Annotated in this window: 19 protein-coding genes and 1 tRNA gene; 10 read left to right on the top strand and 10 right to left on the bottom strand. The window is 69.4% G+C overall.

Going from position 1 to position 18,399, the window contains the following annotated elements; genetic code table 11:
- Window positions 1-17 precede the first annotated feature (17 nt).
- The 7 genes from ahcY to BM041_RS11070 all read left to right on the top strand — a co-directional run bounded on the left by ahcY (window position 18) and on the right by BM041_RS11070 (window position 5,700).
- Window positions 18-1,421, top strand: coding sequence for an adenosylhomocysteinase (gene ahcY, locus BM041_RS11100; RefSeq protein ID WP_092959348.1), 1,404 nt, complete (start codon window positions 18-20; stop codon window positions 1,419-1,421).
- A gap of 98 nt (window positions 1,422-1,519) precedes the next feature.
- Window positions 1,520-1,867, top strand: a complete 348-nt coding sequence (locus tag BM041_RS11095; protein ID WP_092959346.1) for a hypothetical protein — start codon at window positions 1,520-1,522, stop codon at window positions 1,865-1,867.
- A gap of 90 nt (window positions 1,868-1,957) precedes the next feature.
- On the top strand, window positions 1,958-2,377 hold the full coding sequence (locus BM041_RS11090; protein ID WP_092959344.1) for a DUF4149 domain-containing protein: 420 nt from the start codon (window positions 1,958-1,960) through the stop codon (window positions 2,375-2,377).
- A 110-nt stretch (window positions 2,378-2,487) separates the two neighbouring features.
- Window positions 2,488-3,579 carry a TRAP transporter substrate-binding protein gene (locus BM041_RS11085; RefSeq protein ID WP_092959342.1) on the top strand — a complete coding sequence of 364 codons (1,092 nt, stop codon included), beginning with the start codon at window positions 2,488-2,490 and terminating at the stop codon, window positions 3,577-3,579.
- A 100-nt stretch (window positions 3,580-3,679) separates the two neighbouring features.
- The gene (locus tag BM041_RS11080; RefSeq protein ID WP_092959340.1) at window positions 3,680-4,240 is read left to right on the top strand and encodes a histidine phosphatase family protein; all 561 of its coding nucleotides are present in this window, start codon (window positions 3,680-3,682) and stop codon (window positions 4,238-4,240) included.
- A 58-nt stretch (window positions 4,241-4,298) separates the two neighbouring features.
- Window positions 4,299-5,102 carry an undecaprenyl-diphosphate phosphatase gene (locus BM041_RS11075; protein ID WP_092959338.1) on the top strand — a complete coding sequence of 268 codons (804 nt, stop codon included), beginning with the start codon at window positions 4,299-4,301 and terminating at the stop codon, window positions 5,100-5,102.
- 97 nt (window positions 5,103-5,199) lie between these two features.
- Window positions 5,200-5,700, top strand: coding sequence for a hypothetical protein (locus BM041_RS11070; protein WP_092959336.1), 501 nt, complete (start codon window positions 5,200-5,202; stop codon window positions 5,698-5,700).
- A 30-nt stretch (window positions 5,701-5,730) separates the two neighbouring features.
- Here BM041_RS11070 and BM041_RS11065 read toward each other — a convergent pair whose 3' ends face one another.
- Together BM041_RS11065 and BM041_RS11060 are read right to left on the bottom strand one after the other, a co-directional pair.
- Window positions 5,731-6,369 carry a CoA transferase subunit B gene (locus BM041_RS11065; protein ID WP_092959334.1) on the bottom strand — a complete coding sequence of 213 codons (639 nt, stop codon included), beginning with the start codon at window positions 6,367-6,369 and terminating at the stop codon, window positions 5,731-5,733.
- A 13-nt stretch (window positions 6,370-6,382) separates the two neighbouring features.
- Window positions 6,383-7,120 carry a CoA transferase subunit A gene (locus BM041_RS11060; RefSeq protein WP_092959332.1) on the bottom strand — a complete coding sequence of 246 codons (738 nt, stop codon included), beginning with the start codon at window positions 7,118-7,120 and terminating at the stop codon, window positions 6,383-6,385.
- Window positions 7,121-7,262: 142 nt separating this feature from the next.
- Here BM041_RS11060 and BM041_RS11055 point away from each other — a divergent pair.
- Window positions 7,263-7,338, top strand: a tRNA-Ala gene (locus tag BM041_RS11055).
- 56 nt (window positions 7,339-7,394) lie between these two features.
- On the opposite strand, the gene BM041_RS11050 is transcribed toward BM041_RS11055, so the two are convergent.
- From BM041_RS11050 to BM041_RS11025, 6 genes are all read right to left on the bottom strand, one after another.
- Window positions 7,395-7,769 (bottom strand): hypothetical protein, encoded by a 375-nt coding sequence (locus tag BM041_RS11050; RefSeq protein WP_092959330.1) that lies wholly within the window; start codon window positions 7,767-7,769, stop codon window positions 7,395-7,397.
- 76 nt (window positions 7,770-7,845) lie between these two features.
- The gene (locus BM041_RS11045) at window positions 7,846-9,720 is read right to left on the bottom strand and encodes a potassium transporter Kup (RefSeq protein ID WP_245762031.1); all 1,875 of its coding nucleotides are present in this window, start codon (window positions 9,718-9,720) and stop codon (window positions 7,846-7,848) included.
- A 100-nt stretch (window positions 9,721-9,820) separates the two neighbouring features.
- Window positions 9,821-10,615, bottom strand: coding sequence for an amino acid ABC transporter ATP-binding protein (locus BM041_RS11040; RefSeq protein ID WP_408735401.1), 795 nt, complete (start codon window positions 10,613-10,615; stop codon window positions 9,821-9,823).
- A gap of 76 nt (window positions 10,616-10,691) precedes the next feature.
- On the bottom strand, window positions 10,692-11,837 hold the full coding sequence (locus tag BM041_RS11035) for an amino acid ABC transporter permease (RefSeq protein WP_092959328.1): 1,146 nt from the start codon (window positions 11,835-11,837) through the stop codon (window positions 10,692-10,694).
- A gap of 3 nt (window positions 11,838-11,840) precedes the next feature.
- Window positions 11,841-13,046, bottom strand: a complete 1,206-nt coding sequence (locus tag BM041_RS11030; RefSeq protein ID WP_092959326.1) for an amino acid ABC transporter permease — start codon at window positions 13,044-13,046, stop codon at window positions 11,841-11,843.
- 189 nt (window positions 13,047-13,235) lie between these two features.
- Window positions 13,236-14,285, bottom strand: a complete 1,050-nt coding sequence (locus BM041_RS11025; protein WP_092959325.1) for an amino acid ABC transporter substrate-binding protein — start codon at window positions 14,283-14,285, stop codon at window positions 13,236-13,238.
- Between the two features lie 312 nt (window positions 14,286-14,597).
- On the opposite strand from BM041_RS11025, the gene lhpI reads away from it, so the two are divergent.
- Window positions 14,598-15,542 (top strand): bifunctional Delta(1)-pyrroline-2-carboxylate/Delta(1)-piperideine-2-carboxylate reductase, encoded by a 945-nt coding sequence (lhpI, locus tag BM041_RS11020; RefSeq protein WP_092959323.1) that lies wholly within the window; start codon window positions 14,598-14,600, stop codon window positions 15,540-15,542.
- Between the two features lies 1 nt (window position 15,543).
- Here lhpI and BM041_RS11015 read toward each other — a convergent pair whose 3' ends face one another.
- Window positions 15,544-16,473, bottom strand: coding sequence for an isocitrate lyase/PEP mutase family protein (locus BM041_RS11015; protein WP_092959822.1), 930 nt, complete (start codon window positions 16,471-16,473; stop codon window positions 15,544-15,546).
- Window positions 16,474-16,585: 112 nt separating this feature from the next.
- Here BM041_RS11015 and BM041_RS11010 point away from each other — a divergent pair, with 112 nt between their 5' ends.
- A complete protein-coding gene (locus tag BM041_RS11010) occupies window positions 16,586-17,500 on the top strand; it encodes a tripartite tricarboxylate transporter substrate binding protein (RefSeq protein WP_175533870.1) in 915 nt (304 codons plus the stop codon).
- Here BM041_RS11010 and BM041_RS11005 read toward each other — a convergent pair.
- The gene (locus BM041_RS11005) at window positions 17,487-18,398 is read right to left on the bottom strand and encodes a polysaccharide deacetylase family protein (RefSeq protein WP_175533869.1); all 912 of its coding nucleotides are present in this window, start codon (window positions 18,396-18,398) and stop codon (window positions 17,487-17,489) included. The two genes, BM041_RS11010 and BM041_RS11005, sit on opposite strands and share 14 nt — an antisense overlap.
- Between the last annotated feature and the right edge of the window lies 1 nt (window position 18,399).

The raw sequence follows: 18,399 nt of genomic DNA, 5'->3' as shown, positions 1-18,399 counted from the left end.
TGCGAGAAGAGAAGCCCATGCCCGAAGCCGCCGACTACATCATCAAGGACATCTCCCTCGCCGGCTGGGGCCGGAAGGAAATCTCGATGGCCGAGGATGAGATGCCCGGCCTGATGGCGACGCGCGCGGAATACGGCCCCGGCAAGGTGCTGAAGGGCGCCCGCATCGCCGGCTGCCTGCACATGACCATCCAGACCGCCGTGCTGATCGAGACGCTGAAGGAACTCGGCGCCGATGTGCGCTGGTCCTCCTGCAACATCTTCTCCACGCAGGACCACGCCGCGGCCGCCATCGCCGCGACCGGCACGCCCGTCTTCGCCGTGAAGGGTGAGACGCTGCCGGAATACTGGGACTATGTGCAGAAGACCCTCGAATGGGCCGATGGCGGCACGCCGAACGTTCTGCTGGACGATGGCGGCGACATGACGCTGCTGGTGCATTACGGGCTGCGCGCCGAGCAGGGCGACGTGGCGTTCCTGGAGAAGCCGACGAATGAGGAAGAGGAAGTCTTCTTCGCGCTGATCAAGAAGTGCCTGAAGACCAAGCCGGGCTGGTTCGCGGAGCTGGCGAAGAACATCGTCGGCGTGTCGGAGGAGACGACGACGGGCGTCCACCGCCTCTACAACATGGCGAAGGAAGGCAAGCTGCTCTTCCCCGCCATCAACGTGAATGACAGCGTCACCAAGTCGAAGTTCGACAACCTCTATGGCTGCCGTGAATCGCTGGTGGACGCCATCCGCCGCGGCACGGACGTGATGATGGCCGGCAAGGTCGCGATGGTCGCGGGCTTCGGCGACGTGGGCAAGGGCTCCGCCGCCAGCCTCCGCAACGCCGGCTGCCGCGTCATGGTCTCCGAGGTCGATCCGATCTGCGCGCTGCAGGCGGCGATGGAGGGCTATGAGGTCGTGACGATGGAGCAGGCCGCGCCGCAGGCCGACATCTTCGTCACCGCCACGGGCAATGTGGACGTCATCACCGCCGACCACATGCGCGCCATGAAGCACCGCGCCATCGTCTGCAACATCGGCCACTTCGACAGCGAGATCCAGGTCGCTGCGCTGCGCAACTACAAGTGGGACAATGTGAAGCCCCAGGTGGACGAGATCGAGTTCCCCACGGGCAAGCGCATCATCCTGCTGTCCGAAGGCCGCCTGGTGAACCTCGGCAACGCCACGGGCCACCCCAGCTTCGTCATGTCCGCGTCCTTCACCAACCAGACGCTGGCGCAGATCGAGCTGTGGACCAACCCCGGCAAGTACGAGAAGAAGGTCTACGTCCTGCCGAAGCACCTGGACGAGAAGGTGGCCATGCTGCACCTCGCCAAGGTCGGCGCGACGCTGACCAAGATGACGGCGCAGCAGGCGTCCTATATCGGCGTCGCCGAAAGCGGCCCCTTCAAGGCCGACCAGTACCGCTACTGAGTGCCCGGCGGGCCCGTCCCCTCCAGGGGGCGGGCCCGGCTTCTTGCCCGCGGCGCCCCGCCGCCGCATGATCCGCCCGTCAAGGGATACCGCCCCGCATGTGGATCTGGCTCGTCATCGCGGCAATCTTTCTCTACCTCGTGGGCCGTCAGGCGCATGAGAACAGCCTCACCACGCGGTCCCGCGCCGCCGCCCTGTTCAGCACGCTCGCCCATGCCCTTGCCCTCGTCGCGCTGGGCTGCGGCACCTTCGGGATGCTGATGGCGATCTTCCTCGGCCTCATCGCCCCCGCCGGCCCGCACCTCACCGGCCCCAGCCTGCGCGATGTCCTGCTCTGGAGCGCGGGCTTCCTCATCCTCGGCGCCGCCCTGCTGTTCGGCGGCGGCGGGATCCGCCGGCTTGGCGGCCGCGGGGCCCCGGTGGCGAAGGTCGTCCGCGGGCACTGACGGGCGCCACGCCCAGCGCGGGAGGCGGGCGAGGCGCCTTGCCAGGCGCGGCATCGTCGCGACATGCGGGGCTGAACATCGGAGCCGCCCGTGACCATCCTCGCCACCCTCGCCCTCTTCGCCACCGCGCTGCTGTTCGGCGGCATGGCCTTCTTCGCCGCCCTCATCGCGCCGATGATCTTCAAGGCCCTGCCGGCGGAGATGGCCAGCCGCTTCGTCCGGGCCGTCTTCCCGCCCTACTATCTCTGGGTGCTCGCGACATCGGCGGCCGCCTGCGTGGCGCTGTTTCCGCTGTCCAAGCCCGATGCGGGGATGATGGCCGCCATCGCCGGCCTCGCCTTCTGGCTGCGCCAGGTGCTGATGCCGCGCATCAACCTGCTCTCCGACGCCGCCAAGGCCGGCGATGCCGATGCCGGCCGCGCCTTCGACCGCGCGCACAAGCTCTCCGTCGCCGCCAACCTGCTGCAGATGATCGTCGCGGGGGTGGTGCTGGCTGGATTCGTCCTGTGAACGATCGGGGGCGAAAGGCGCCTATTTCCGCCGGGCCGGGGATGCATTAAGCGTCTGCGCCAGTGGCGGATCACCGCATCCGCGCCCAGCCTGAGGGAGGACAAATCACGATGAATCGCCGTTCCATGGTGGGCGCCGCCGCCGCCGCCATTCCCGCCGCCGCCATCGCCACCCCCGCCTTGGCCCAGGCCCTGCCGGAGGTCCGCTGGCGGGCCGCCTCCTCCTTCCCCCGCGTCTTCGACGTGCTCTACGGCACCTTCGACCGCATCTGCGCCCGCGTCGCGCAGCTCACGGAAGGCAAGTTCCGCATCCAGCCCTTCCCGGCCGGTGAGATCGTGGGCGGCCTGCAGGTGCTGGACGCCGTCCAGGCCGGCACGATCGAGGCCGGTCACACCGCCGCCTACTACTACCTGGGCAAGGAACCCGGCTTCGCCCCCTTCACCGCCATGTGCTTCGGCCTGAACACGCGGCAGATGACCGCCTGGTTCCGCCATGGCGGCGGCAACGAGTTGGCCGCGGAGCTGTTCCGCGAATACAACATCCACGGCATCACGGCGGGCGACACCGGCGCGCAGATGGGCGGCTGGTTCCGGAACGAGATCACCTCGGTCGACCAGCTCCGCGGCCTCAAGTTCCGCATCACGGGCCTGGCCGGCCAGCTCTTCACCCGCCTCGGCGCCGCGCCCACCCTGATCGCCCCGGCCGACATCTACCCGTCGCTGGAGCGCGGCGTGATCGATGCCGCCGAATTCGTCGGCCCGCATGACGATGAACGCGCCAACTACGTCCGCGTGGCCCGCTTCTACTACGCCCCGGGCTTCTGGGAGCCGGGCGCCCGCCTGCACTTCATCTCCAACCAGCGCGCCTATGCGGCGCTGCCGGACCTCTACAAGCACGCGCTCGACGTCGCCTGCGCCGAGGCGGATTCGGACATGGTCGCCCGCTATGACCACCTGAACCCGCAGGCGCTGCGCCGCCTGGTCGCCGCCGGCGCCCAGCTGCGCTTCTGGCCGCGCCCCATCCTGGAAGCCGCCTGGCGCGCGAATGAGGAGATGGTGGCCGATATCGGCCGCCAGAACGCCCGCTTCGCCCGCATCATGGAAAGCTACAATCGCTTCCGGACCGAGCAGTTCCAGTGGTTCCGGATCGCCGAGAACAGCTACGATAACTTCGCCTTCAGCGCCGCCCAGACGGTGCGCTGACGCGCCACCGCGCGCTGGCCAAGGGGGGATCCCGGCCCGGATCCCCCCGGACTACCCATCACACTACCCCCGGGCCGAACCGCCTTGATGGGGATGCCCCATGCGGATCGTCGGTCGCCTGCTGCTGATACTGGCCCTGCTCGGCGTGAAGCCGGCGCGGGCCGATCATGAACCCGCCCTGCTGCGTGACAGCGGCCTGGCACTGATGCGCCATGGCGGCGCCATCCCCGCCCCACCCGGCACGGCGCCCCCCGTCCCGGGCTGCGAACCCTCCGCCGTGCTGACGGATATGGGGCGGGAGGAGATGCGCCGCTGGGGCGCCGCGCTGCGCGAAGCCGGGCTGCCCCCCGTCACGCTGCTGACCTCCCATCAATGCTCGGCCTGGGAGACGGCGCTGCTGCTCGACCTCGGCCCCGTCATCCCCGATGCCACGCTCGACCCCTGGGACAGGGCGGGGACCGCCACCCGCGGCGAACAGCTTCGCCAGCACGTCATCAGCCTGGAACGCGCCCGCCGCCAGGGGGCGGGCGCCGTCATCCTCATCACCCATCGCGCCAACATCCTGGCGGTGACGGGGATCGAGGCGTCGCACGGCGAATTGCTGCTGCTGCGGGCGGAACGCGGCAACCTTGGCCTGCTCGGCCGCCTCCAGATGGAATAGCCAGCGGCCGCCGCGCCCTGTATTGCACGGCCCGCCCCGCCCGGAGTGCCCCGCGCCCATGGATGCCGCCACCCTGTTCTCCGCCTTTCTCATGGGCATCGTGGAGGGCATCACCGAATTCCTGCCCATCTCCTCCACCGGGCACCTGATCCTGCTGGGGGAGCTGCTGGGCTTCCAGGGCCCGCCGGGCAAGACCTTCGAGATCGTCATCCAGCTCGGCGCCATCCTGGCCGTGGTGGTGGTCTTCTGGCCCACGCTGATGTCGCTGGTCACCAAGGCCTGGCGCCCGGGGCCGGAGCGTTTCTACGCCATCAACCTGCTGCTGGCCTTCCTGCCGGCCGCCGCCATCGGCGCCACGCTCCACGGCACCATCACGCGGCTGCTGTTCAGCCCCTGGGTCGTCTGCTTCGCGCTGATCGTGGGTGGCATCGCCATCATCCTGATCGAGCGGCTGCGCCACACCCCCACCATCCATTCCGTGCCGCAGATCGGGCCGCTGGCGGCGCTGATCATCGGCTTCGGCCAGGCGCTGGCGATGATCCCGGGCACCTCGCGGTCCGGCGCCACCATCATCACCGCGCTGCTGATCGGGGTGGACCGCAAGGTGGCGGCCGAATTCTCCTTCATCCTCGCCATCCCCACCATGGTCGCCGCCACCGCCTACAGCCTGTTCAAGGCGCGGGCGGAGCTGGAGTTGGAGGGCCTCGCGCAGATCGGCGTGGGCTTCGTGACCGCCTTCATCGTGGCGCTGGTGGTGGTGCGCTGGGTGATGGGCGTCATCGGCCGCATCGGCTTCACGCCCTTCGGCTGGTACCGCATCGCGCTCGGCAGCCTCATGCTGGTTTTTCTGCTGCTCCGCTGACGCGGGCGCACCGTTCCGCCGCACGCCGATGCTTGTGCGGCGCGGCGCGGGCGTTCATCTTCCGGTGAACCCACCGTTCGATCCGGAATCCTGGCCGATGCGCCACGTCACCCTTCTCGTCCTGCCGATCGGCCTGCTCCTGGCCCAGCCGGCCGCTGCCCAGCATTGGAATGACAGCGGCCCGGGCCGGGACCTGATGAGCTCCACCGCACAGGAATTCGACAGCTTCCGCCAGCGCATGCCGGTCCAGCCGCGCTTCACGCCGACGGCACCCGGCGTGGCCGCCACATCCGCCGCGCCGCGCGGCCCGATCCCGATCCTGGACTGGGTGCCCCCGCCGCCCGTGCCCGCCACCGCGACGCCCGCGCGCCGCACCGGCAGCAGCACCGTCCGCCGCGCCCGCGCCCCGGCGCCGCCTGCCGCCCAGGAACCCGTGTTCCGCGACACCGCGCCCCAGCCCGCCGCCCTGCCGGCCAGCACCGGCAATGACGCCGAGCGTTCGCTGGCGGAGCGGGAGCGGGAACTCGACCGCCTGCGCCGGATCCTCGAGGAAGACCGCCTGCGCTACCAGCGCCGCCAGCAGCCTCAGCTGCAATAGGGGCGGGCCGAAGCCCACCCCGTCCAGACGTCAGGCCGTGATGTAGTCGGCCTCGGTCTTGGCGCGGATCTCCTCCGCGCTCACGCCCGGCGCCGTTTCCAGCAGCCGCATCGCGCCATCGCCCTTCTTGTCGATGGCGAAGACGCCGAGATCCGTCACCACCAGATCCACCACGCGGCGGCCCGTCAGCGGCAGATTGCAGGCCTTGAGAAGCTTCGCGGAAGAACCGGCGGTGTGCTCCATCAGCACGATCACCTTCTTCACGCCGGCGACCAGGTCCATCGCGCCGCCCATCCCCTTCACCATCTTCCCGGGGATCATCCAGTTCGCCAGGTCGCCATTCTGCGCGACCTGGAGAGCGCCCAGGATGGACAGGTCGATATGCCCGCCGCGGATCATCCCGAAGCTCTGCGCGCTGTCGAAGAAGCTGCTGGTCGGCAGGGCGGTGATGGTCTGCTTGCCGGCATTGATGAGGTCCGGATCCTCCTCCCCCTCATAGGGGAAGGGGCCAAGGCCCAGCATGCCGTTTTCCGATTGCAGCTGCACCGTCATGCCATCCGGCACGTGGTTCGCCACCAGCGTCGGGATGCCGATGCCGAGGTTGACGTAGAAGCCGTCCTGCAGCTCGCGCGCGGCGCGCGCGGCCATCTGGTCGCGGGTCCAGGGCATGTCGTGGTGCTCCTCAGGCCTGGGATTCAGCGCCAGCGGCGGCGGCGGCCGCGCGCTTGCGGACGGTGCGCTGTTCGATGCGCTTCTCGAAATCGGGCGGGCACAGCACCAGGCGCTTCACGAAGATGCCGGGGGTGTGGATGTGGTCCGGGTCGATCTCCCCGGGCCTCACCAGGTGTTCCACCTGCGCCACCGTCACGCGCGCGGCGCTGGCCATGATCGGGTTGAAGTTCCGCGCGGTCTTCCGATAAACGAGGTTGCCCTCATGGTCGCCCTTGTAGGCGTGGATGATGGCGAGATCGGCGAAAAGCCCGCGCTCCATCACGTAATGCTCGCCGTCGAATTCCCGCGTCTCCTTCCCCTCCGCCACGGCGGTGCCGTAGCCGGTCTTGGTGAAGAAGGCGGGGATGCCGGCGCCGCCGGCGCGGATGCGTTCCGCCAGCGTGCCCTGCGGGTTGAACTCGATCTCCAGCTCACCGGCAAGGTACTGCTTCGCGAAGGTCGCGTTCTCACCGACATAGCTGCTGATCATCTTGCGGATCTGGCGCGTGTGCAGCAGCAGGCCGAGCCCCGCATCGTCGATCCCCGCATTGTTGGAGATGACGGTCAGGCCCTTCACGCCGCTTTCCCGGATCGCCTCGATCAGCAGGGACGGGATGCCGGAAATGCCGAAGCCGCCCGACATGATGGTCATGTCGTCCTTCAGCAGGCCGGCCAGCGCCGCCTTCGCATCAGGATGGATCTTTCGCATCGCGCTCTCCCGCCCGCGGCCGCCGAGAACGGCGGCTCGTGATGGTCCATAACTATGCGGCGCGGGGCGATACGGAAAGGGGGTTCGGGGAGGCTTGCGCAGGCTTCCAGGCGCCGCTATAGGGCGCGCCTCGCCACGGTGCGGGGCCATAGCTCAGTTGGTAGAGCGCTTGAATGGCATTCAAGAGGTCAGGGGTTCGACTCCCCTTGGCTCCACCAGTTCGATGAAGACGCCCGCCGGCATGGCGGGCGTCTTTTTCGTTTGGGGGAGGGGGTTAGCCGATCCCCACCACGCGCCACGCCGCTTCCGCCCCGCTGGGCTCGCGGATCGTCAGCACCTCGCCCGGCCGCGGCATGCCGAGGTGGCGGATGCGATGCATGGGGGCATCAGGCGGCGCCGTGGACTCCGCGAAGAAGCGCAGCGACCAGCCATCCTCGTCATGCGTCACGTCGCCGCCCAGGGGCGGCTTTCCGGGCGCCTCGTAGCGCGCGGGCCAGGGGTCGGGGTCCGCCAGCCAGGCGGCGGCATCGGGCTGCCCCTGCCCGTCGATCGCGATGCGGAAGACGATGCGCGCGGGTTCCTCGCCGGGCGCCATGCCCGGGCTCCAGGCCATCGCCAGCGTGACCTCGATGAGCTTGGCGGCCGTCACCGCATCCCCTTCCCTGGACGTGTCCGAGCCGAACCGAACGCGCGCGCCGCCCCAAGGTTCGGCGCGCGCAAGCCGATCAGATCGCCACCCGCACCCCGAGTTCGACCACGCGGTCGGACGGGATGCGGAAGAATTCCGTAGCCGGCACCGCGTTGCGGGACAGCAGGGTGAAGATCCACTGGCGCCAGCGCGGCATCTTCGGCACCGCCGCCGCCACCACCGTCTCCCGCCCCAGGAAATAGCTGGCCTGCATCGGCTCGAACGCGATGCCGATGTCGCGCAGCGCCTCCAGCTCCCGCGGGATGTGGGGGCTTTCCTGGAAGCCGTAGCGCAGGATCACGCGGTGGATGTCGGGGGCCAGTTCCGTCACCTCCCGCCGCTGCTCGACGCGGGGGATGTCCTCGTTGATCACGGTGACGAACAGCACCCGCTCATGCAGCACCTTGTTGTGCTTCAGGTTGTGCAGCAGCGCCCCGGGCACCAGGTCCGCCTGCCCCGTCATGAACACCGCGATCCCCGGCACCCGGATGGTGCGGGATTGCGGCAGGCGGGCGATGAAGGATTTCAGCGGCAGGCTGTCCTGCCGGAAGCGGGCGAAGAGCAGGTCCCGCCCCTGCCGCCAGGTCAGCATCAGGGTGAAGGTCGCGATGCCCAGCAGCAGCGGCACATAGCCGCCTTCGGGAATCTTCAGCGCGGTGGAGATGAAGTAGGCGAGGTCGAGCAGCAGCAGCGGCCCGAAGACCGCGATGACCAGCATCAGCGGCCAGCCATAGGCCCGCCGGAACACGAGCATCGCCAGGCAGGAGGTGGCCAGGAAGGTGCCCGTCACCGCCAGCCCGTAGGCCGCCGCCAGGCTGTCGCTGTTCTTGAATTCCAGCACCAGGATGATGACGCCGATCAGCAGCATCATGTTCACCTGGGGCATGTAGATCTGGCCCTGCTCCGTGTCGCTGGTGTGGCGCACCTCGAGCCGCGGCACGAAGCCGAGCTGGACGCATTGCCGCGCGATGGAGAAGGCGCCGGAGATCATCGCCTGGCTGGCGATGATGGTCGCCGCCGTCGCCAGGATCACCAGCGGCAGGCGCAGCCAGTCCGGGGCCAGCAGGAAGAAGGGATTCTCGATCGATTCCGGCTCGGACAGCAGCAGCGCGCCCTGGCCGAAATAGTTCAGCGCCAGCGCGGGCAGCACGAAGGCCACCCAGGCCAGCTGGATCGGCTTGCGGCCGAAATGGCCCATATCGGCATACAGCGCCTCGGCCCCCGTCACCGCCAGCACGACGGAGCCGAAGGCGATGAAGGCGGCCAGCTTGTAGTAGCCGCAGAAGGTGATGGCGTGGTGCGGCGACAGCGCCGCCAGCACTTCCGGCTCCTTGATCACCTCGATCAGCCCGAGCAGCCCGATGGTCCCGAACCACAGCGCGCAGATCGGCCCGAAGACCTTGCCCATGGTGGCGGTGCCCCGCCACTGCACCAGGAACAGCGCGATGAGGATGCCGAGCGCGATCGGCACCACCGCTTCCTCGAAATGCGGCGAGATGACCTTGAGGCCCTCCACCGCCGAGAGGACGGAGATGGCCGGCGTGATGATGCCATCGCCGAAGAACAGGCTGGCCCCGATGATGCCGAGCACCGCGACCATCCAGCGGCCGCGCGGCGTGCGCGCATGGCGCTGCGCCAGCGCCATCAGCGCCAGGATCCCGCCCTCCCCCCGGTTGTCCGCCCGCAATACGAAGATGACGTATTTCACCGTCACCGTGAGGATCAGGGACCAGAAGATCAGGCTGAGGATGCCAAGGATCTCCCACCGCTCGATTCCGTCGGCGGAGAAGTGCAGCAAGGCGGCACGCAGGGCGTAGAGAGGGCTGGTGCCGATGTCGCCATAGACGATGCCCAGCACGCCGATCAGGGCGGCCAGCGTCACGGGACGTTCGGCCGCGGGGGAATGGCTCAAGGGTGCGCTCCAGAGGCGGAACGCCGCGAGGCATAGGCCCGCGGGCGGGGGGGACGCAAGCGCGCCGCCACCGGCGGGCTCGCGCCGCCCCCCTTCCCGGTCAATGGCCCCGGAGGATCTGGCTCAGGAACAGCTTCAGGCGGTCCGTCTTCGGGTCGCTGAACAGGCTCTCCGGCTCCCCGCTCTCCACGATCTCGCCGCGGTCCATGAACACCACGCGGTCGGCCACCTGGCGGGCGAAGCCCATTTCATGCGTCACGCAGATCATGGTCATGCCGGTGGAGGCCAGCATCACCATGGTGTCCAGCACTTCCTTGATCATCTCGGGGTCGAGCGCCGAGGTCGGCTCGTCGAACAGCATGATCTTCGGCTTCATGCACAGCGCGCGCGCGATGGCGACGCGCTGCTGCTGGCCGCCGGAAAGCTGGCCCGGATACTTCTTGGCCTGCTCCGGGATGCGCACCCGGGTCAGGTATTCCATCGCCAGCTCCTCGGCCTCCTTCTTCGGCATCCGGCGCACCCAGATCGGCGCCAGGGTGCAGTTTTCCAGGATCGTCAAATGCGGGAACAGGTTGAACGATTGAAACACCATGCCGACCTCGCGCCGGATGGCGTCGAGGGATCGGAGGTCGTCCGACAGCTCGATCCCGTCCACCAGGATCTTGCCTTCCTGGTGCGTCTCCAGCCGGTTGATGCAGCGGATCAGCGTGGATTTGCCGGACCCGGACGGCCCGCAGACCACCACCCGTTCGCCGGTGGCGACGGAGAGGTTGACGTCCCGCAGCACGTGCAGCGCGCCGAACCACTTGTTGACGCCTTCCAGCACGATCGCCGGCGGCGCATCCGTCCGCATGGCGGAGGCGATCTGGGCCTCGGTCTCGATGGTCTCGCTCATTGTGTCTTTCCCTGTCTTCCGGCTTCCGGCTTGGTCGGCGTGGTGGTGCGGCCTCGGGTTGCCCCGCGGGCCGCCGCTACCGCCGCCGGTGCCGGTTGAGTTCGCGTTCCAGATCCTGGCTGTACTTCGACATGGCGAAGCAGAACACCAGGTAGATGAGGCCGATGGTGATGTAGACCTCGATCCCGAAGCCCTGCCAGGCGGGCTCCACGATCGCGGTCTTGCCCGCCGTCAGCAGGTCGAAGATGCCGATGATCAGCACCAGCGACGTATCCTTGAAGAAACCGATGAAGGTGTTCACCAGCGGCGGGATCACCAGCCGCAGCGCCTGCGGCAGGATGATGAAGCCCGTCTTCTGCCAGTAGGAGAGGCCGAGCGCATCCGCCGCCTCATACTGCCCCCGCGGCAGGGTCTGGAGGCCGGCGCGCACCACTTCCGCCAGGTAGGCGCCGGCGAAGAGCGTGATGGCGACCTGCGCGCGCAGCAGCTTGTCGATGTTCATGCCTTCCGGCAGGAACAGCGGAAACATCACGCTGGCCATGAACAGCAGGCTGATCAGCGGCACGCCGCGGATGAGTTCCACATACAGCACGCAAAGCGTCTTGATCGCCGGCAGCTTCGACCGCCGGCCGAGCGCCACCAGCACCGCCAGCGGGAAGGCGAAGGCGAGCCCGAAGGTGGACAGGATCAGCGTGATGGGCAGCCCGCCCCAGCGTTCCTGCGGGACATAGGTCAGGCCGAAGACGCCGCCCCACATCAGGATGCCGATCGCGGTCAGCGTGCCGACCCAGATCGGGATCAGCCGCCAGTTCCAGAAGCGCCGCAGGGCGGAGACGATGTAGAGCGCGACGAACAGCACGCAGACCAGCAGCGGCCGCCAGTGTTCCTCATAGGGGTAGGTGCCGAACAGGATGAAGCGGTGCTTTTCCGTCACCACCGCCCAGCAGGCGCCAACCCCCTTGATCTCCCGGCACGCCTGGGTCTGCGCCTGCCCGTTCACGACGGGCACGGACCAGATGGCGTTCAGGAAGGCCCAGTCCACGAAGCCGATCGTCCAGCGCACCACCAGGTAGCCGAGCGCCAGGGTGACGGCGGTGTTGATCCAGGAGGAGAACAGGTTCATCCGCGCCCAGGCGACAATGCCCGTGGTGGCGACGGGCGGCTGCCGGCGTTCGGCGCCGGCCTGGTGCGGCACGGCCGTGTTGGCGGTGATGTCGCTCATGGCTCAGCGCTCCACCAGCGCGATGCGCGCGTTGTACCAGTTCATGAACAGCGAGATCGACAGGCTGATACTGAGGTAGACCAGCATGATGATGGCGATGCCCTCGATCGCCTGGCCCGTCTGGTTCAGCGTCGTGTTCGCGATGCTGACGATGTCCTGGTAGCCGATGGCCACGGCCAGGGAGCTGTTCTTCGTCAGGTTCAGGTACTGGGACGTCATCGGCGGCACGATCACGCGCAGCGCCTGCGGCAGCACGATCCGCTTCAGGATCTCCGCCCGGCGCATGCCCAGCGCCTCGGCCGCTTCCCACTGCCCCTGGTTCACCGCCTGGATGCCGGCGCGGACGATTTCCGCGATGAAGCCGGCGGTGTAGGTCACAAGGCCGAGCAGGAGGGCGAAGTATTCCGGGCTGATGGAGATGCCGCCGCGGAAGTTGAAGCCGCGCAGCGCGGGGATGTCCGGCGTGAAGGGCGCGCCATGCGCCGCCCAGACCACCAGTGGCAGGCCGACCATCAGCGCCAGGCCCGCCGGCCAGATCTTGCGCGGCTGGCCATCCGCATACTGCTTCGCCCGCATGGCGCGCGCATAGGCCCAGGTGCCGACGGCACCCGCCACCATCGCCAGCAGCGCCCAGTTATGCGCCGGCAGCCATTCGATCCAGGGCAGCTTCATGCCGCGGTTGGACAGGAACACGCCATCCACCGGGTTCAGCGCCTGGCGCGGCCCGGGAAGGCCCTGGAGGATGGTGTACCAGAACAGCAGCTGCAGCAGCAGCGGCAGGTCGCGGATGACCTCGATGTAGAAGCTGGCGAGCTTGGAGACGAGCCAGTTCTTCGACAGCTTGGCGATGCCGATCAGCGTGCCGAGGATGGTGGCGAGGATGACGCCCACCACCGCCACCTTCAGCGTGTTCAGCACACCGACGGTCAGGGCGCGCAGGTAGCTGTGGGTCGGGTCGTAGTCGATCAGCGATTCGCCGATCGGCAGCCCCGCCTCCCGCTGCAGGAAGCCGAAGCCGGTCGCGATCCGCCGCACCTCCAGATTGTGCACGGTGTTGGACCAGAGCCACCAGACGATGGAGCCGACGATGCCGACGACGAGGATCTGCCAGACGATGGCGCGCAGCCTTTCATCCGACCAGGACAGGCGGATCGGGCGGCGCGGCGGACCGGCGGAGGCCAGGCGCGGATCGGCGGTGGATGAGGACATGAGGCTTCCCTGGTGGAGTGGCCCGGCGGGGTTGGCCCCGCTTCAGGCAATCAGGCACGGCGTGATGATCATCCGCTGAGTCGGGCGGCAGGCCGGTCCATGCAAGAGTGGGGCCGGCTTCATCGGCCACGGGCAGGTCCGGCGGGCAGGGGGCGCCGGCGGCGATCCGCCGGCGCCCCCCCTTTCACCTCACCGGAACGGGGGCGAGTACTGCAGCCCGCCATTGGTCCAGAGCGCGTTCGGGCCGCGCTGCAGGCCGATCGGCACCAGGTTGCGCTCGAACACCTCGCCGTAATTGCCGACCGTGCGGATCACGTTGAGCAGCCAGGCATTGTCCACCGTCAGCATCCGGCCGAGGTCACCCGTGCGGCCCAGCATGCGCTGGACTTCCGGCCGCTGGTCGGACGCGGCGGCCTGCGCCACGTTGGCGGCGGTGATGCCCAATTCCTCGGCACCGATCAGGCCGTAGTGGATCCAGCGCAGCAGGTCGGCGAAGCGCTGGTCGCCATGGCGGACCAGCGGGCCAAGCGGCTCCTTGCTGATGACGTCCGGCAGGATCACGTGTTCCTGCGGCCGCGCCTGGGCGGAACGGGTGGAGGCAAGGCCGGACACGTCGGTCGTGTAGGCGTCGCAGCGGCCGGAGACATAGGCCTGCACCACGTCATTCAGCTGTTCGATCACCACCGGGGTGAACTGGATGCGGTTGGCGCGCGCCCAGTCCGTCAGGTTCTGTTCGGTGGTCGTGCCGGGCTGCACGCAGATGGTGGCGCCGTTCAGGTCCCGGGCCGTCCGCACGCCGGCGGAGGCCTTCACCATGAAGCCCTGGCCGTCATAGAAATTGATGCCGGTGAAGTCGAAGCCCAGCGAGGTGTCGCGGGACAGCGTCCAGGTCGTGTTGCGGGACAGCATGTCCACTTCGCCGGATTGCAGCGCAGTGAAGCGGTTCTGCGCCGTGGTCGGCACGTAGCGGACCCGGCTCGCGTCGTTCCAGAGCGCGGCGGCGACGGCGCGGCAGTAATCCACGTCGAAGCCGCGCCACACGCCCTGGCTGTCCGGCTGGGCGAAGCCGGCCAGGCCGGTGTTCACGCCGCAGATCAGGCTGCCGCGGGCGCGGATCGCGTCCAGCGTCGTCGCCGTACCGGCCGCTGGCGCCTGCTGCGCGGCCAGCGGTGCCGCCAGGGATGCCGCCAGGGCGACGCCTCCCAGGGCGCGCGTCACAGAAAGGCGAAGCGCCTTCATACCGTCATCTCCCTCATGCCCCGCCCCTTCAGGCCCGGGCTGTTTCAACCGCGTGGTGCCACCACGTCGCGTGCCGATCGCGGGCACCGCCGGCCATCCCCGTTCCCGGGATGCTGCGCCAGCCGTAGCCCCGGATCAACGCGCATCTCGCGGCATGCCCCCCGGCCCACGCCCCTACGCATGCCGCAAGCCCCTGTCAAACGCCGCGTTCAAACGCCGCGCCCGCCTCCCTTGGCGCCCCCCCTTGGCGCCCCGCGGGCGGGATGCGACAGGTCCCTGCCCCCCAGCCCACCCGGCAGAAGGTTGTCCTCCATGCGCATCGTCACCGCGGAACAGCTTCGCGCCGCCCTGCCCTGGGGCGCGCTGGAACAGGCGCTGGAGGCGATGTTCCGCCAGGGCTGCGCCGCGCCGCTGCGCCACCGCCACCCGCTGCCCCAGCCGGGTGACGAAGCGGAGGGGATGCTCCTCCTCATGCCCGCCTGGACGGGCCCGGCATCAGCCGGGGGCTTCACGGGCGTCAAGATCGTCCATGTCCTGCCCGGCAATGGCGCCCGCGGCCTGCCCGCCGTCCAGGCCGTCTACCTGCTGTCGGACGGTGCCACCGGCCAGCCGCTGGCCATGCTGGATGGGGGGGAGCTGACGGATCGCCGCACCGCCGCCGCCAGCACCCTGGCCGGCCGCTACCTGGCGCGGCCCGACAGCCGCCGCCTCCTCGTGATGGGCGCCGGCCGCGTCGCCACCACCCTGGCGGAGGCATGGTGCGACCGCTTCCCGATCGAGGAGGTGGCGATCTGGGCCCGCAAGCCCGACCAGGCCGAGGCCCTGTCCCGCCGCCTGGCCCACCACGGCCTGCCCGCCCGCGCCGCCGCTAGCCCGGACCCGCGGGGCTTCGACATCATCTCCTGCGCCACCCTCTCCGACGCGCCGCTGGTCCGCGGCGCCGACATCTCCCCCGGCACGCATGTGGATCTGGTCGGCGCCTTCCGCCCGACGATGCGCGAAAGCGACGGCGCCCTGCTGGCCCGCGCCACTGTTGTCGCGGATACCCGCGCCGGCGTGCTGGCGGAGGCCGGTGACGTCGTGCGGGCGATCGCGGAGGGCGCGATCACGGAGGCCTCCGTCGTCGCCGACCTCGAAGCCCTGACCCGCGGCGTCCATCCCGGCCGCACCCGCCCCGATGACGTCACCGTCTTCAAATCGGTCGGCTGGGCGGGCGAGGATCTGGCCGCCGCCATCCTGGCCTACCAGGCCGGCTGACTCAGATCCGCGCCTTCTCCGCCTGGTATTTGCGGAAGAGCTGCTCGGGCAGCAGCAGCTCCTCCTCCAGCCGTTCCAGCGTCTCGTAATCCATCAGCGTCTTGATGTCGTCGATGGAGAAGAGCAGGTCCGGCCGGTCCACCACCTCCCCCGTCTCCAGCGTGTGGCGCAGCAGCGCCAGCGCGTTCTCCATGGCCTTCAGCGCCGCGGCCGGCAGCATCCGCGGCACGCTGACGCGCTTCACGCCCAGTTCCTTCAGCCGCTTCACCGGGATCAGCGGCGTGGTCGGGCGGCTGCGGATGCCGAAGCCGATATTGATGCTGATGGGGATGTCCACCGCATCGACCAGGCGCTTGATGTCATCCTCGCCGCGCACGGTATCGGGGAAGATCATGTCGGCGCCGGCGGCCGCGTAGATTTTCGCGCGCTCCACCGCGCCCTCGATCCCCTCCACCGCGATGCCGTCGGTGCGGGCATTGATGATGAAGTCAGGGTCGCGCCTTCCCTTCACCGCGGCCTCGATCTTCTTCGCCATCTCCCTCGGGTGGATCAGTTCCTTCCCCTTCATGTGGCCGCAGCGCTTGGGGAATTCCTGGTCCTCGATATTGATGCCGACGACCCCCGCATCCTCGAACATCCGCACCACGCCGAAGACGGTCACGGCATTGCCGTAGCCGGTGTCGGCATCCGCCATCAGCGGGATATCGACCGATGCCGCCATGGCGCGGCAGGCATCGACATTCTCGTGCAGCGACATCATCCCGGTGTCCTGAACGCCGAGCCTGGCATTCGCGATGCCCGCGCCGCTCGTGCTCGCGGTGTGGAACCCCGCGCGCTGCGCCAGCCGCAGGCTGTAGCCGTCATAGACCCCTGGGGAGACGACGACCTCCTCCCCCGCCAGCAACTGGCGCATGCGTGCCGTCTTCTTCATCGCGGGATGTCCTGATTGCCGGGCCTGCGGCAGCGTAGCATCCTGCATCCGCGGCGAAAGTCCCGCGGAGGAAACGATGATGATGCGCAGGCGCAGTGCACTGGTTCTGGCAATGATGGCTGCTGCCGCGCGCAACGCCGTGGCGCAGCCGATCGACGGCAACGCCACGGTGGTGGTTCCCTATGCCCCGGGGGTGACGGACCAGGAGGTGCGCGCCCTCGCGCCGCTGCTGCGCGGCGCGCTCGGCCATGCCGTGGTGGTCGACAACCGCGCGGGCGCCGGCGGCGCCATCGGCGCGCGTGCCGTGGTGACGGCCCGGCCCGATGGCCGCACGCTGCTCTATGCCGCCGGCGCCGTCGCCACCGTGCTGCCCCTGCTGCCCAACCCGAATTATGCGTTCGAGGATCTGGTGCCGCTCTGCCGCGTGACGGCGAACACCCATATCCTCGCCGCGCGTCCCGATGCGCCCTATGCCAGCTTCGCGCAGATGCTGGCCCATGCCCGCGCCAATCCGGAACGCGTGGTCTTCGCGAGTTCCGGCGCCGGCACCGCCGTTCATTTGGCGGGGGAGGCGATGGCCCGCACCGCCGGCGTGAAGCTGCTGCACGCGCCCTTCCAGGGCCTGGCGCCGGCGATGACGGCGGTGCTCGGCGGCCACGCCGATTTCGTCATCGGCCTGCCCGTCGCCATCCTGCCCGCCGTCGCCGATGGCCGGCTGCGCGCGCTGGTGCAGTTCGGCGAAACGCGGAATCCGCTGGCCGCCGATGTGCCGACGCTGCGGGAAAGCGGCGTCGACCTGGTGCAGAGCGTCGATATCGGCCTTTTCGCCCCGCGCGGCCTGCCGGATGCTGTGGCCGCTGCCTGGGTGGAGGCGGTGCGCGTGGCCATCGCCAGCCCCGAATTCCGCGAATTCGCCACGCGCGCCCGCGTCAACCCCGCCTTCCTGCCGCCGGACCTCTTCGCCGCCGCGCTGCGGCGCGACCGGGAGATCTATCGCGCGCTGATCCCGACGCTCAGCCTGGGCTGATCTGAGGCTTCGCCGCGGCCGCGATCTCCGACAGCGTCGCGCACCAGGGCTTCGTCGCCAGCACCGCATCCAGCGCCTGTTCCAGGTGCCCGATGCGGTGGGGCTGGCCGACCAGCCAGGGATGCAGGCCGAGCAGCAGGCACCGCCCCGCGCCGCCCGCCGCATCCGCCGTCAACCGCGCCGCGGCCTCGCCGACCAGCGGCGGCCATTCCCAGCCCGGGATCAGCTTCGCCCACATCATCTGCGCATCATCCAGCTCCGCCATCACGGGGATGGAGACGATGCCGGGCGTGGTGTTCAGCAGGTAGGGCTGTTCGTCATTCGGCCAATCCGCCAGCCATTCCAGCCCTGCCTCCGCCACCAGCCGCGGCGTGTGGGCCGATTCCGAAAAATCCTGCGCGATCCAGCCGCGCGGCCGCGTGCCGGTGCTGCGTTCCACGCTGGCGATGGCGGCGGCGATGGCGGCGCGTTCCTCATCCTCGCTCATGTGGCTGGCGTGCAGGCGCGTGGCGTGGCTGGGATGCGCCGCCACCTCATGCCCCGCCGCCACGATCGCCTCCACCACCGCGGGGTGGCGTTCCGCCGCCGCGCTGCCCAACGCCACCGTCGCGCGCAGCCCGCGCGCCGACAGCGCCTCCAGCACCCGCCAGATGCCGATGCGGTTGCCGTAGTCCCGGTAGGTGAAGCTGCGCCAATCCGGGGAAAGGTTGCCCCACGGCCCCTGCGCCCGCGCCACGCGCTTCGTCCCTGGCGTGTTCAGCAACTCCCAGTGTTCGAGATACAGCACAGGCGCGAAGGCAAGCCCCGCATCACCCGGCCAGCGCAGCGCGCCACGTCCCGGCAGTGGCGCGTAGGGATAGAGATCGTGGTCCATCCCCGGCTGGCGCAGACCGGCCATG

It is taken from the genome of Falsiroseomonas stagni DSM 19981 (assembly GCF_900114315.1).
Taxonomy (GTDB): domain Bacteria; phylum Pseudomonadota; class Alphaproteobacteria; order Acetobacterales; family Acetobacteraceae; genus Falsiroseomonas; species Falsiroseomonas stagni.
This window is presented reverse-complemented; position numbering and strand designations above follow the sequence as displayed.